The organism is Anaerolineales bacterium (genome assembly GCA_003105035.1).
Lineage (GTDB): Bacteria > Chloroflexota > Anaerolineae > Anaerolineales > UBA4823 > FEB-25.
Genome location: PQAL01000009.1, coordinates 14,217 through 30,031, shown reverse-complemented (window position 1 = coordinate 30,031; position 15,815 = coordinate 14,217). Strand labels below are relative to the sequence as shown.

Annotated in this window: 11 protein-coding genes; all 11 read left to right on the top strand. The window is 50.6% G+C overall.

Translation table 11 applies throughout. The features are described 5' to 3' along the window. Positions 1 to 1,818: arylsulfatase (locus C3F13_04785; GenBank protein ID PWB55231.1), on the top strand; the 1,818-nt coding region annotated here is incomplete at its 5' end. A 68-nt stretch (positions 1,819 to 1,886) separates the two neighbouring features. Continuing rightward, positions 1,887 to 4,241 carry an arylsulfatase gene (locus C3F13_04780; protein PWB55230.1) on the top strand — a complete coding sequence of 785 codons (2,355 nt, stop codon included), beginning with the start codon at positions 1,887 to 1,889 and terminating at the stop codon, positions 4,239 to 4,241. Positions 4,242 to 4,311: 70 nt separating this feature from the next. Beyond that, positions 4,312 to 5,175 carry a transporter gene (locus C3F13_04775; GenBank protein PWB55229.1) on the top strand — a complete coding sequence of 288 codons (864 nt, stop codon included), beginning with the start codon at positions 4,312 to 4,314 and terminating at the stop codon, positions 5,173 to 5,175. A gap of 233 nt (positions 5,176 to 5,408) precedes the next feature. After that, positions 5,409 to 6,071: a hypothetical protein gene (locus C3F13_04770; protein ID PWB55233.1), complete on the top strand. Its 663-nt coding sequence runs from the start codon at positions 5,409 to 5,411 to the stop codon at positions 6,069 to 6,071. Between the two features lie 27 nt (positions 6,072 to 6,098). After that, complete coding sequence (locus C3F13_04765) at positions 6,099 to 6,464, top strand: hypothetical protein (protein PWB55232.1); 366 nt, start codon at positions 6,099 to 6,101, stop codon at positions 6,462 to 6,464. Then, positions 6,465 to 7,883: a hypothetical protein gene (locus tag C3F13_04760; protein PWB55228.1), complete on the top strand. Its 1,419-nt coding sequence runs from the start codon at positions 6,465 to 6,467 to the stop codon at positions 7,881 to 7,883. Positions 7,884 to 7,983: 100 nt separating this feature from the next. Beyond that, on the top strand, positions 7,984 to 10,380 hold the full coding sequence (locus C3F13_04755; GenBank protein ID PWB55227.1) for a hypothetical protein: 2,397 nt from the start codon (positions 7,984 to 7,986) through the stop codon (positions 10,378 to 10,380). A gap of 54 nt (positions 10,381 to 10,434) precedes the next feature. After that, entirely contained in the window at positions 10,435 to 11,700 is a 1,266-nt protein-coding gene (locus tag C3F13_04750) for a hypothetical protein (GenBank protein PWB55226.1), read from the top strand. 18 nt (positions 11,701 to 11,718) lie between these two features. After that, positions 11,719 to 12,504 carry a hypothetical protein gene (locus C3F13_04745; protein PWB55225.1) on the top strand — a complete coding sequence of 262 codons (786 nt, stop codon included), beginning with the start codon at positions 11,719 to 11,721 and terminating at the stop codon, positions 12,502 to 12,504. Between the two features lie 161 nt (positions 12,505 to 12,665). After that, positions 12,666 to 13,154: a hypothetical protein gene (locus C3F13_04740; protein PWB55224.1), complete on the top strand. Its 489-nt coding sequence runs from the start codon at positions 12,666 to 12,668 to the stop codon at positions 13,152 to 13,154. A gap of 7 nt (positions 13,155 to 13,161) precedes the next feature. Continuing rightward, the gene (locus C3F13_04735; GenBank protein PWB55223.1) at positions 13,162 to 15,693 is read left to right on the top strand and encodes a hypothetical protein; all 2,532 of its coding nucleotides are present in this window, start codon (positions 13,162 to 13,164) and stop codon (positions 15,691 to 15,693) included. Positions 15,694 to 15,815 lie beyond the last annotated feature (122 nt).

Here is a 15,815-nt window from a genome sequence, read left to right as displayed (position 1 = left end):
CCCGACCTGATCTATGATAACCATTCCGTTTCCCAACCGAAAACGGTGGAAGAAGGCTACCATCTGGATGAAGACCTGGTCGATCATGCCATCCACTTCATCCTGGATGCGCACGTGATTGCACCCGACAAGCCTTTCTTCCTCTACCACGCGCCTGGTGCCGCTCACGCGCCCCACCAGGTGGCGCCGGAGTGGATCGAAAAATACAAAGGCAAGTTCGATATGGGTTGGGATAAATACCGTGAGGTTGTCTTTGCTCGCCAGAAAGAAATGGGGATCTTCCCTGCCGATGCCGAATTATCCCCTCACGACCCCGACGTGCCCGAGTGGGATACGCTCAGCGACCAGCAGAAGAAACTCTACGCACACTTCATGGAGGTCTTTGCCGGTTTCCTGGAGCACTGCGACCATCAATTTGGCCGCCTCCTGGACACGCTGGAGCAGATTGGCGAGCTGGACAACACCATCATCATGGTGCTCCCGGACAATGGCGCCAGCTCGGAAGGCGGTGTGAACGGCGCTTTCAATGAAATGAGCAGTTTCAACAATTACTATGAAACCCTCGAGGATATTCTGCCCCGTATGGATCAATTGGGCGGTCCAGCCTCCTACAATCATTATCCCTGGGGCTGGTCCTGGGCGGGTAACACCCCCTTCCGCCGCTGGAAGAAAGAAGTCTATCGCGGCGGCTGCACCGATAATTTGATTGTCCACTGGCCTGCTGGGATTAAGGCCAAAGGTGAGAATCGCAACCAATACGCTCATGCCATCGACATGGTACCAACCATTTTGGATGCCATCGGTATTACGCCACCCGAACAGATTCGCGGCGTGGCCCAATCGCCGATCGAGGGCGTCAGCTTTGCCCATACCTTCGATGATGCCGGAGCACCCACGAAACACCACACCCAGTATTTCGAGATGTTTGCCACCCGCGCCATCGATCATGACGGTTGGCGGGCAGTCTGTGGCTTCCCGGGTCCCAGCTACACAGAAGGCGCTACGAGAGGTCTTCATCTGGGAGACGAGATCACCCCCGAATTGCTGGATGATCTGGATGCTAACGGATGGGAAATCTATGATATTGTGAAAGATCCTGCCGAAGTTCACAACCTGGCTGCTGAAATGCCGGAGAAGCGCGCTGAAATGATTGCGCGCTGGTATGCGGAAGCTGGTAAATACCAGGTGATGCCGCTGGATGGAAGTCTCTTTATCAGGCTTGTTGCTGAACGTCCCCAGGTTGCATTACCGAGAAACCAATACACCTTCTATCCGGATCTATCGCCAGTGCATGCCGCGGTGGCACCAATGATCTATAATCGGCCGCACAGCATCACTGCTGATGTCGTCATCCCTAAAGGTGGCGCTGAGGGCGTGCTCCTGGCGCAGGGTGGTGTTACTGGCGGATATGTCTTCTATGTTCAGGATCATAAGCTTCACTACGTGTACAACTACATGGGATTGAAAGAATTCAATGTAATTTCCACAGTAGATGTGCCGGAGGGTGAATGCGCCTTGCGCTATGAGTTTGAGCCAACCGGTGAACCCAAAATCCGAGAAGGCAAAGGCACACCGGGACGTGGCCAGCTCTACATTAACGGCGAACTGGTCGGAATTATTGAGTTTCCGGTCACGGTGCCGCTCGCCTTTGGTATCGAGGGTTTGAGCTGCGGTTACGATTTTGGGGAAACTGTTACTCATAAATACGAAGCTCCTTTCAGATTTTCCGGTAAGATCAAACAAGTTGTCCTCGATATGTCGGGCAATCTGATCGTGGATGATGATGCTAAAGTGCGCCTGTTGATGGCGCAGCAGTAAATTGCACAACGCTGGTAGTGATGTCATCAGTAGCCCAATTCTAATATTTGAAAAAGGAGGTAATTACTATGTCCCTAAAAGAGTACAAGCCCGGAACAGCTTTCAACGGTGTTGTCGGACGATCCTACGATGTCTCTGAGCAAGCCTGGCCAGAGCCAAAGCGTGCCAGAGAAGGCTCACCTAACGTGCTTTTCATTGTCCTGGATGATGTTGGCTTTGGACAGCTCGGCTGCTACGGCAGCCCGATCAAGACCCCCAATATGGATGCCCTGGCGGAAAATGGCCTGCGCTACAACAACATGCACACCACGGCGCTGTGCTCACCCACGCGCTCCTGCATCATGACCGGGCGCAACCACCATTCCAATGCCATGGCCTGCATCACCGAGGGTTCGACCGGTTTCCCTGGCTATAATGCCAATATCCCATTGGAGAACGGTTTCCTCTCGGAGATCCTGCTGCAGAACGGCTACAGCACCTATGCAGTCGGCAAATGGCACCTGACTCCCGCTGACCAGATTTCAGCTGCTGGCCCATACGAACGATGGCCGTTGGGGCGGGGTTTTGAGCGCTTCTATGGATTTCTAGGTGGCGAAACCCACCAGTACTACCCCGAGCTGGTTTATGACAACCACCAGGTGGAGCCTCCCAAGACGCCCGAAGAGGGCTATCACCTGACCGAGGACCTGGTGGATAAGGCGATCAGCTTCATCGCCGATGCCAAGCAGGTGGCGCCAGATAAGCCCTTCTTCATGTATTTCTGCCCCGGCGCCATGCACGCTCCCCACCATGTGCGCAAGGAATGGTCCGATAAGTATAAAGGGGTATTCGATGAGGGCTGGGATGCCTACCGTGAAAGAACCTTCGCCCGCCAGAAGGAGATGGGGCTGGTTCCGGCGGATGCCGAGCTTTCCCGGCATGATCCCGATGTTGCTCAATGGGATTCGCTTTCAGCGGATGAGAAAAAACTTTATGCACACATGATGGAAGTCTTCGCCGGCTTCATGGAACATACCGATTTCCATCTGGGTAGGTTGTTCAACTTCCTGAAAGCGATTGGCGAGTTCGAAAACACCCTGATCATGCTGATCTCTGATAACGGTGCCAGCTCTGAGGGCGGACCGACCGGTTCGGTCAACGAAAACTTGTTCTTCAATCAGGTTAAAGAGGACCTGAAAACAAACCTGGAACATATTGACGAGCTTGGTAGTCCCAGCACGTTCAACCATTATGCCTGGGGCTGGACCTGGGCTGGTGATACGCCTTTCCGCCGTTGGAAGCGTGAAACCTACCGCGGTGGGATCACTGATCCGTTCATTGTACACTTCCCCATGGGCTTTAAAGCCAGGGGCGAAGTACGCATCCAATATACGCATGCCATCGATATGGTTCCCACCGTGCTGGATCTTTTGGGAATCGAGCCACCTACCAGCATTAAAGGTGTCACACAATCACCAATGGAAGGGGTCAGCTTTGCCCACACCCTAGATGATTCGAATGCGAAAAGCAAGCGTCATACCCAGTACTTTGAAATGCTTGGGCACCGTTCTATCTACCATGAAGGCTGGCGGGCAGTCTGCCCCTGGCCTGGCCCGTCATTCACCGAGGCTGGTACCGGTTTCGGAAATCCGATCACGGCTTCAAAGCTGACTGAGCTGGATGCCAAAGGTTGGGAGCTCTACCACGTGGACGAGGATTTTGCCGAAAACCATAACATCGCCGAAGTGAACCGCGCCAAGCTGATCGAGCTGATCGCCACCTGGTATGTCGAAGCAGGGAAATACCACGTGCTGCCGGTGGATGGGCGCGGCATGCCACGCATGCTTGACGAACGCCCCCAGATCACCAAGGACCGTACGCATTACACCTTCTTCCCACACACGCAAGCTGTGCCTTACAATGCAGGCCCGCGCTTGCTTAACCGCACACATAGTATTACGGCTGATGTGGAAATCCCACCTGAGGGTGTGGAAGGCGCTTTGGTTTCATTTGGTGGTGTCGACGGCGGTTATGCTCTGTATGTAAAGGATGGCAAGCTCCAGTACGTCCAAAACTATGTGGCGCGCGACTACCTGCATGTGGTCAGTGACATTCCAGTCCCAGTAGGTCATCACGAACTGCGCTTTGAATTCGAGGTGTCTGGTGCGCCAGACTTTGCCAACGGCAAGGGCACTCCTGGCCGCGCCCAGCTGTATATCGATAGCAAACTCGTCGGTCAAACTGATTTCACCCACACCACGCCGTTCAGCCTGGGGCTGACAGGTGGTATCACGGTTGGCGCCGATCCTGGAGCACCGGTGGCACCTTTCTACGAGCCACCCTTTGAGTTCACCGGTACGATCCACAGCGTAACATTTGATGTAAGCGGAGAACTTATCCAGGATAGCGAAGCGGAGCTGCGCCTCATCATGGCGCGACAATAATTTTGTAACATATCTGGCAGCTTAGGGGGAGCTGCCATTCATTCGATTACGACATTGTGAGAACGGAAGAATGGATCTGTATAAACTGCTAATGCTCATCATGAACCTCTCCACGCTGGTCTTTGTAGTGACCAGTATGTTGGCGATGGGCTTCAGCCTGGCGATTACCCAGATCGTCGCCCCACTACGCAATGCCCGCCTGGTTATCCTGGCACTGATTGCTAATTTTGTCGTTGTACCGGCCATAGCCTATCTAATTACATCAATCTATCCTCTCGCCGACGGTTTGAAGATTGGTTTGCTTCTAGTCTCTGCTGCAGCTGGGGCACCATTCCTACCCAAGCTGGCTCAAATAGCCAAAGGTAACCTGGCCTTCTCTGTGGGTTTAATGGTGCTCTTGATGGTGTTTACCGTCGGTTATTTGCCAATCGTTCTGCCCCTTCTATTACAAGGTATCTCGGTTAATCCCTGGAGTATTGCCCGCCCGCTGATACTCCTGATGTTGATCCCACTGTCGATCGGCTTGATTATCAAGGCGCGCTACGCTGGGATTGCCGGTACCCTGCATCCCTTCATGGCTCGGGTATCCACCACCGCCCTTATTCTTGTAATTGCCGCGGGTTTGCTAGCGAATTTGAAAGCCGTCCTTGGGGTGGTCGGTAGCATCCAGATCATCGCTGTACTGCTTTTTTTGGCACTGGCGTTCATCTTCGGTTATTTTCTCGGAGGAAAGGATGGCGGAATCCGCTCTGTACTGGGCCTGGGCACTGCCCAGCGTAACCTGTCTGCTGCATTAGTGATCGCTACAGCCAATTTTGCTGGTAATCCTGATGTAATCGTGATGGTGCTCGTGCTCGGTCTGATGGATCTGACGGTTTTGCTAATTACAGCGTACACACTAGCGAGAAGAAATTATGAGCCACAACCCATCTGAGCACATATTCTTAGGCAGTTCTCCTGCCGAGGGAGTAAATTCAAGGCTTTATGGTGAGCGAGATCTAGGTTCTATCGAATTTTCTCCAGTGTCATCGATGAAAGACGCGCAGGTACAGAAATACTTCGAGCTTGTGGTTAAAGCGACCAGAGGACTGGTATGAAAAGTAGAGAACAGATGTAGCCGTAGATTGGAATGTGAGAATCGATGAAATGAAAAATAATCCAGAAATCATGATCGAGTACCGCCGATTATCCACACCACGGACGGCAGCCGTCGCTGGGATTTTGTTTGGCCTGCTGTTTGGCGCCAGCCTGATTCTGATGCGAAGTGCGATCCCTGCAGTAATTTCCACCGATATTAGTTGGGCAACAACCAATGCCTGGAGAATTAACGCTGCTCTGGTGCTGATGCCACTTGCTAGTATCGCCTACCTGTGGTTCATCGGCGTGGTACGCGATAAACTGGGCGAATTTGAGGATAAATTTTTCTCAACAGTTTTCTTTGGCAGTAGTCTGCTATTTCTGGCAATGGTCTTCGTTTCAACGGCTATTGCAGGCGGAATTTTAACCACATACACGATGGTCACAGGAGAGACGCCGGATTACTTGGTGATTATATTTGGCCGTGCACTCATGCTTCATATTAGCAACGTTTACGCTTTGCGTATGGCAGGCGTAACGATGATCTCGCTTGGAACGATATGGCTGCGCACTGGATTGATGCCGCGCTGGTTAGCATGGGTGACCTACATTCTGGCAGTGGCTTTGCTGGTAGTGATCAACTATAGCCCATGGATCACCCTCATCTTTCCAGCCTGGGTGTTATTGATCAGCCTGTTTATCCTCTGGTTTCGTTTACAGCATCCGGATGAACGGATATTACCGTCAGTCTAATCTTATGCAATGCATAGTAGTGCACCGATGGAATTAATTAAAGTCACCTCAGTTGTAATAGAGTACCTGGCAGTAGTGATTATTACCAGCATGGTCATTTATAGCACCGTCAGGTACTTAATCTTACTCATTGGGAAAAGAAACCCACCGGATGTGAATTATCGAGAGTATAAACACTCCCTCGGTAAAGGGTTGCTTCTGGGTATGGAGATTCTGGTTGCTGCAGACGTGATCCGTACTGTGGCTCTGGAGCCTACCTTCGCAAATTTAGCCGCCCTCGGTTTGCTTGTATTAGTGAGGACGTTCTTGAGCTGGTCTCTGGTGGTTGAGATGGAGAGCCGTTGGCCCTGGCAGAAGAAGGCTGTCAGCGTAGAGGAACCGAGGGTATCCTGAGTGAATAAAATAATTTCGGCAGCCTGTGCCCGCTCCGTTTTGTTACTACTCTTGCTGATCCTAGTTCTGGCAGCTTGTGTTCCTGCGCCAGCAAGTCCGTCATCTGTACCGCCTGGTGACATAGCAGAGTCAACTGCGAGTACTTTCTCTCATAACGCCACTCCGGAACCGACCACTGAAAGTGAAAATCTTCAGGACGGAGATACCGGTACAGCTGGCGAAGGTAATGAAATCCTTGTCGCCGCTACCTTAGCACCTACTGCGACCCCCGGTGTAATCTCGGAGGTGGTTGAGAATATTGTTGAAGCAACAAACTTATATGAGACTAGATTTCTTGGCTTATTGGTTGAAGATTGGATCAACCTGGCGATCTCGCTTTTCTTCGTTCTCCTAACGCTTACCCTGCTGGCGAGGTTATTCTTTCTAATCTTATATTCGGTTGCCAAACGCACGGGCACAAAATATGACGAACAATACCTGCGCTCGATCAAGCCATACTTAAGCTGGTTATTGGTTGTTGTTGTATTATCTATCGCCACCATACGGCTGCAATTTCTCAGCCCGGCGCTCAAGCAATGGCTTGCCCAGATCTATTACGGTGTGATTGTTGCCCTGATAGTTATCAGCCTGTGGAAGCTTGTAGATATCTTTAATTTATGGTACCAGGAAAAAGTAAAGGATCAGAATGAACGTGGCGGGAAAGAAGCGGTCGTATTATTGGGGGAGCGCGCTGTACGGACTCTACTCGTCCTAGTCGGATTAATCATCATCCTTGATCACCTAGGATTTAACATAACAGCACTTGTGACCGCGATCGGGATCGGTGGTCTGGCAATCTCACTTGCTGCTCAGGACACGATTGCCAACATGATCAGTGGCGTGATCATCCTGATTGACCAGCCTTTTCGTACCGGTGACCGGATTGAGATTCAAGAATTGAACACATGGGGAGATGTGGTCAGCATCGGCCTGCGTAGCACCCGCATTCGGACACTCGATAATCGCTTGGTGATTGTTCCCAATAGGGGGATCAGCAATAACCAGGTGGTCAATTACACCTATCCTGACCCTCGCTACCGCATCGAAACGCATGTAGATGTGGCATATGGGTCAGACTTGCGTACTGTCCGCGAAATAATCATAAATTCCTTGAAAGGGGTGGAAGGAGTGCTCCCGGATAAACCGGTCGATGTTCTATTTATGGAAATGGGTGATACGGCGATGATATTGCGAGTACGGTGGTGGATTGAATCATATGTGGACGCCCGGCGCAGCACCGACCGAGTTAACGAACATATATACCAGGCGCTTGAGCAAGCTGGGATTGATATGCCCTTCCCCACAATGACCGTTGAACTTAGAAACGAAGACGGTGCTCAAAGATTCACGTCACCGGGGAGAAGGAGGAAAGATGAATGATTTGCCTCGGCGAAATTCTTCCAGATAAGTCGTAGACATGCTGAGCTTCTGCACCAGCATCTTGGAAAAAGAATACACATTGAAACTATAAGGAGAAATAATGAACACAAAAAGTAAAAACAAGCTATACCTGATGATCACCATACTCATGGGTGTAACTCTGCTGGTGGGGGCATGCACCACAACAACACCCACACCCACCGCAACATCGGTCCCACCAACCGCTGAGCCAACCGCAGCTCCCCAGGTACTAACACCGATTAGCCAAGCAGACCTGACGACTGGCAGCTGGCAGTGGGTCAGCGGTCGTGAAGCCCTAGGTGGAATGCCTAGCGTAGTACCAGATCCCGAAAACTATACGATCACTTTTAACAACGACAATTCCCTCAATATCAAAGCTGACTGCAACATGGTTCAGGGAACTTATTCATTAACCGGCGATCAATTGGCCATAACCCTTGGGGCAAGTACGCTGGTAGCCTGTCCACCGGGTTCTTCTTCTGATAAGTTCCTGGCCCAGATTAGCACCGCCTCCTCGGTTGGTACCGGGTTTGGTAGCCTGGTCATCGGCCTGGGAGCTTCTGGTGGTGAGATGTACTTCCAGCATGCTCCGGCAGCTGTCACTCCCCCATTGGATGCCAATTTACAGCCCATCACTCAGGACGCCTTGATCAATACGCTCTGGCAGTGGATCTACCTTAAAGAGACCTCACCGAGCAGCGAGATTGGGGTCGGAAATCCTGAAAACTATGACTTAGTCTTCCGGGCAGATGGCACCTATAGCGCCAAATCGGATTGTAACCAGCTGGCCGGCACCTATGACCTTTCTGGGTCGAGTCTAACTCTCAATCCTGGGATCTCCTCCCTGGCTGCTTGCCCTGAAGATTCAAAATACGACCTGTACAAGAGTTTACTGGCACGTGTCACTACTGTCGGCGTCCGGGATGGCTTGTTGGTGCTGATATTAAAAGATAACCCGGCGAGCATGTCCTATGTGAATGCAGGTGTCTCTTCTGTGGTAGTGACCCAGGTCGTAGAGGGTGATCCTGCCACAATCTTGGGAGCACCAGATGGGGTGGAAAACTTCCGAAATACAGACAACTGGACGACTTTCACCTCGCAGTGCTTTAATTCTGAGATCACCGACGGGCAGTTTGTGATGACCGCCAATGGCGTACAAGGATTCTCCTGCTGGGAAGTCTCCTGGCCTGAGCTTCAGAATTTCTACATTGAAACTACCCAGGCCATACCCACAACCTGCCAGGCGGATGATACTTTCGGTATGATCTTCCGGGCGCCAGATACAAATCGAGGCTATCTGTATGGTTATAACTGTGCTGGCCAGTATAGCCTGACCATCTGGGATGGGCAAGCCACCACAACCCTCGTCCAACCCACTGACAGCATAGATATCAACAATGATCCAGGATCATTCAACCGCTTGGGCCTGCTGGTATTTGATGGGCATCTATCGTTATACGCCAATGGCAAGTTCCTGACCACCGTGACGGATTTCACCTTCCCCGATGCAGGCAGGTTCGGTTACTTTGTCCGCGCCGCCACAGAAAATCCATTCACCGTTAGCTATGACCAACTACGTATCTGGTCTTTGGAAGACGAGCTGTTCCCACCCAACTTCACCCAGATAACCCAGATAGAAGCACTTCCCAGGCCTGAAGGCAGCGCTGCTTCGGGTACAGCAAAGGTCAATGTGTTTGTCCGCACCGGGCCGAGTATGCTGTTCCCAATCCTAGATGTTGCCATACAAGGCGACACTGGAGAGGTATTGGGGACCAATCCCGATGGATTCTGGTACGCCGTCAAGGTTCCAACAGAACGCGTCGGCACCGGCATTGGCTGGGTAGCTGCGGATTTCGTAGAGCTTAACAATCCATCCGGACAACCGTTACCTGTAATCACACCACCTTTGCTACCTACCATTGTGACCTTCCCTGCGCCTGCTTTTGATGTTCCCCAGGCAGTCATGAATGAGGCTGCCACAATCAGGACAGGTCCTACCACGGAGTTCCCAGTTCTAGGAGTAGCGCCTACCGGCTCACGTGCGGAGATCATCGGGCAGAGCCAGGATCGTCAGTGGTGGGCGGTCAGAGTGCCGACCACGATTGCCAGCAGTGGGACAGGTTGGGTCAATAAGGTCTACACCTCCGACATCAATACAGCCAATGTTGTGCTGCTACCTACCCCACAACTGCCTCCCAACATCACCCCAGCCACCCCTGGCTCGGGCATCCCTGCCATGATTGCCCTGGAACCCCTGGAAGTCCGTACAGGTCCTGGATCCCAATATCGACTGCTGGGTGAGATCCAGCGTGGTACGGTCTTGGCAGTACTCGGCATCAGCCCAGATGGAGAATGGTACGTGGTGAACATCCCCACCTCCATCACCCCCTCCGGTCAAGGCTGGGTACCGGTTCGCTTCACCCAGGCAAGTAATGCAGGTGGATTGCGTGTGATTCAGCCGCCACCGGCACCATAACAGAATATCTAATCGGGGCTGGGGAATAATCCCCAGCCCCGGAGTGGAAATTCAATGAGAGAAGGATTTATGAGAGATCGACTGGTTACCCAACGGATATTCTTCTTCGGTGTGGTTGCCATTTTGGCAATCCTGTCACTGATTCTTATTTGGCAGTTTACCAGAGCGATTTTGTTGGCCATTGCTTTGATAATCATTCTTAAGCCAGTTTATGCATGGTTTTTTAAGAAAAAGATCGTTAATGGTAAGGAATCACGCGCAACGGCGTTGACGCTCTTGCTGTTTTTATTGATTATTGCCATTCCAGCAATTATTATCATCGGTGGAGCAATTTCAGAAGCCGTGAAATTGCTTGGTGGAGTGAATTTTTCAAACGTAGATTTTTCGCTGCGAGACATCGGTGGGTCACTTGAGAAAATCATCCAATCATTCGTTGCCGGTAATTTCCATCTTGAAAACTATCGATTTGCAGAAAACTTATCCCAGGCGATTACATGGCTAAGCAATTGGGTGATAGAAATCTTAATCAGCCTGGGATTATCACTGCCTCGGTTGTTCACCAATGCCCTGGTAGTGGCTGTGATCCTGTATGTGTTTTTACCCAGATATAAAAGACCGGGTAAGCAAGATATCCTGGATATAGTGCCATTTCCCAAAGAGATTACCCAGCTATTCCTCGACAAAATCGATTTAATGATTAAGGCAATGTTTAAAGGTACATTCCTCATTGCGATCACCCAGGGGCTTGCGATGGGTGTGGTATTTTTGATTGCTGGGGTGCCCTATGTTTTATTTTTAACCCTTCTATCTATGTTTCTGTCGCTCATCCCCCTGATTGGTATTTCGTTGGTTGCCTGGCCAGTCGGCATCATCCTGATCCTCAGTGGGCATGTCTTCAGAGGCGCCTTCGTTATTCTTGCTTTCGTAGTATTCGTTGCCCAGATCGATACATTATTGAGACCGCGTCTTGTGCCGAAAGGCGCCCAGCTTAACCCAGCATTGGTAATTATGAGTGTCCTTGGAGGACTCGGATTGCTTGGTATCGTCGGTGCATTATATGGCCCGGTGGTGATGATTTTGCTGGTGACGAGCATTGATGTCTACACCAAGTATCTGCTACGGTCTGACCTTGAAGTCTTGGATAAACAAGGTCGCATCGACCTGGTTGAGCTGGGTTTAGTGGCAGATGATAAACAAAAAGAGCAAAGCATTGGTCAAATGTTTATGACCGCGGCAAAAAATGTCTCTGGTCATTTGAGAAAAGAAACACCAAATATTGAGCCAGCTGCCAATTCTAGCTCAATCGGAGAAGGTTTATAGTGCAATGGAGCGCGTGAGATGATGGTTACCAGTCAGGTCTTCGATTCAATATCACCATGGATTTTATTTTTATTTATTATATTTTTCCTGCTCCTGGCATTTGATATTGGAAGGAGAGCAGGAATAATCGTCGAGCGGCGCTGGCCCGACGAGGCTGAAGCAAATGTAGCAGCCAAAGTCGGAGCTGCGCTGACGATTTTAGCCTTTCTATTGGCTTTTGTAGTAAATCTCACGCTTAATACATTTAACGAGAAGAGACAATTGGTAATATCAGAGGCAAATGCCATCGGTACAGCTTATTTACGGGCGGGCTATTTACCCGAGCCGTATAAGTCAGAGTCCCGGCAGCTGTTGCACGAATATATTGATTTCCGGCTGAAAGTAGTCGATCCGACAAAATCGCAAGTCGCTATTGCTCAATCAGAACAGATCCAGGATAAGCTATGGGTGATTGTCGAACAAGTGGCTACAGAAACTCCAACGCCAACAGCATCCCTATATATCTCATCGATAAATGACCTTATCGATATTCACACCCAGCGACTCACATCTGAGATTGGATTTCGTTTGCCCCTGAGCTTCACCCTCGGCCTTCTTGGCGTATCCATGCTAGTCATGGTTCTCATTGGTATAAGCGACAGTTACCGTGAGCGCAATAACCGGCTGGCACTGGTGGTGATCGTAGTATTAGTCGCACTGGTTTTTTTGTTGATCATCGGTATGGATCGCTCTAATATCGGCCTGGTGCGCGTGCCTTTGACACCCCTGATCGACCTTCAACAAAAGCTGGGTACCCTGCCATGAAAATCCACCTTAAAGAATATGTCAAATGGGTTTATGTGCCAATGGATATTGGCTAGATCTTCTGGAGAAAGGAAGGTGATCCAATAAAAAAAAGTAAGTATGAGTCACTGACAGAACAAGATGTCTCGAAAAATAATAATAAATGATTAAGGAGATAAGAAATGGCAACACTTACTGTTTTCAAATTCGCAACTTCCGAGGGTGCCAGCCAGATGTTGGTAAAGGTTCAATCCCTGCAAAAGATGGAGCTTATCAAAGTTCAGGACGCAGCCATCGTCACATGGCCTGCGGATAAAGACAAACCCAAGACCAAGCAGCTTGTTGACATGGCTGGCATAGGTGCACTCCAGGGAGCGTTCTGGGGTATGCTGTTTGGTTTGATATTTGTCGTGCCCTTTTTCGGCTTGGCGGTAGGGGCAGCTTTTGGTGCTTTGGGCGGCAAGATGGCCGACTACGGCATCGATGACAACTTCATAAAACAAACCCGCGAGAAGGTCACCCGGGGCACCTCAGCCCTGTTCTTGCTGACCAGCAATGCTGTGCTCGATAAAATCACCGCTGAGCTCAAAGGGACCCAATTCGAACTGATCGCCTCCAACCTGACTAAAGAGCAGGAAGAGCAGCTCATGGCTGCCTTTGCTGAGGAGTAATTTTTACATGAACACCACCAATCAAGATTCCTTTATCCTGACAACAAATTCCAGCCAATATTCAGTCGCGCCAGGCGAGTCATTGGAAATCCCGGTGACATTAACTAACCAGGCCAACACAGAAAATCAACTGAGAATTGTTGTAGAGGGGATACCAATGGCCTGGGTATCCACCGAGCAACAAGTAGTACTACTTCAACCAGGTGAACAGAGACAGGTAATCTTGATGATTCACCCTCCTGCATTACCGAATGTTCAGATTGGTCGATATACACCGAGACTGCTGGCATCCAGCGTGATCGACTCTTCCCAAATCGCACAGAAACAAGTGACATTGATTGTGGCAGGATTCGAAGTCAAAGGTCGTGTAGGCGTCTTGCTTGGTGGTGTTCAATATGCTGTGGCTCCTGGAGAAAAATTGACGATCCCTGTTGTGTTAATTAACCAGGGGTTGGGTGAAGATACTTTTCAATTGGGAGTTGAAGGTCTGCTGGGAAATTGGGTGTCCATCCCCGATCCGGTATCTCGACTGCTACCAGGCGAGATGAAAGAGGCGGTATTAACCATCGAGCCTCCCCGTGATCCAAGTACACGGGCGAGCAGATATAATTTTCAACTCCTGGTTTCCAGCCAGCAGGCCCCCGATCAACCTATTAGCATCGACTGTAATCTGACCGTAGCAGCTTTCACAGAGTTCAAGAGCTCTCTTGAAGCTGCACAGCCTGAGCAAAACCTGCCTGCTCACGTGCTGGTTCAAAATAGCTCTAACATATCAGCCACCTTCCAGGTAATCATGGGTAGCTCTGAGGATGCAGTGACATTCATTCCAAAGGATCCTCAGCAGGTCAATATACCCAGTGGAGAATCGGCAAAAGTTGAATATACCGTTCAGCCGTCCAGGCGACCCCTTTTTGGTGGTGAGAAAAGTTATCCGTACACAGTCAATGTCCGGGAATCCGGTGGGCAGACCCAGACACACGAAGGTGCCCTGCTGAGTAAAGCACCGCTTCCGGTATGGACGGGCATCGTGGGCGGAATCATCCTCATGGTATTAGTCATCCTATTACTGGGCAGAGTTTTCTTCCCTGGATTTCTCCAACCTTCACTTACCACTGCTACACCTACCGTGATCATCACTCCAACACCAGGTCCGACAGCGACGCGATCTCCAGTTGATCAGACACCACTGTTGATAGAAAGCAAGTGGTACTTGGCGACATTCAATAACACCCACAGCAGTCCAGGCGTGCAAGAAGCCTACACGCTTTTCAATCCAGATGGCAGCCTGATCGGTTTCACCGGCTGCAAAGACCTGACCGCCAGGTATCAAACGAATTTCAACCTGATCAGCATTTCGAACCTCAATCTCGGATCCGGTACGTGCCCTGATGCTACCATGCAACAGCAAGAAAACTCAATGATCGCCATCCTTCGCTCTTCAAGCAGCTACTTGGTCGCTGGTTCGGTGCTGCAGATATTGGGTGACGCCGGCTATATGAACTATTCATTGACACCATTGAACCGCCCTGAAGAAACGAACCCGCAAGCTGTCATCAAAGCTGTTCCTCAATCGCAGGTTGGACAGACTGTTGTGTTCGATGGATCAACTTCAACGGGTCAGGTAGCGTTGGTTTCCTGGAGATGGGAGTTTGGTGATAATGCCACTGCCAGCGGTAAAGTCGTCCAGCATACATATAATTCAGCAGGCACATTCACTGTCCGACTTACGGTAACTGACCAGCGTAACCAAACTGGAATATCCACCACACAGATTCATATTCTACAATCACCAACCGCGACCTCGACACCAACCATTCCAGCTCCCACTGCAACTCCGCTTCCGCCAACGCAACCGCCCGAGCAGCCAACATACACACCTGCACCTACTGCCGAGCCACCAGCCTCGACCCCTGAACCTCCACCGGCACCGGTGCCGCCCCAGGCAAATATCAACGGGCCAGGCCTTGGCTTTATCGGTGAGCCTGTCAAATTTGATGCCTCAGCCTCCGAGCAGGGCAGTAGTGCGATCGAATCTTATAGCTGGACCATGGGGAATGGTGAATCACTACCTGCCTCAGCAGCATCCAGCACGTCATTTATTTATATGGCTGCTGGCTTTTATGAGGTGACGGTGACGGTAACAGATGGTAACGGTCTGAGCAGCCAGGCGACAACCCATGTCAAAATCGATTCACGCCTGGATACCGATGTGTGGACACTGTCTGAGCTCGACAAAGAACCTCTCCTGCCCAGCACGGCCATCACCTTGCAATTCAAACAGGGTGAGGTAGTTGGGTTTGCAGGCTGCAACGAATATTCAGCAGAATATACAGCTGTTGATAATGGCGACGGGACCTTTACGATTGCCATCACGAAGCTCGAGACAACCCGCCTGATCTGTACGAAGGAAATCATGGACCAGGAGGAACACTACCTCACCATCCTCGAAGCAGCAACCAAGGCAACGATCATGGAGAATGAACTCATCCTGAATTCTGCAACAGACGAGCTTGATTTCTACCTGGTCGAAGCTCCATGATCAGGGTAATAGTAGGTACACATCGAGGTTTGCGGCAAGGGATTAAATAAAAAGTTTTACCATCCTGCCCAGGACACAACGACCTTTGAATAAGGTCCTGGGCAGGACTGAAACTGAGAAGC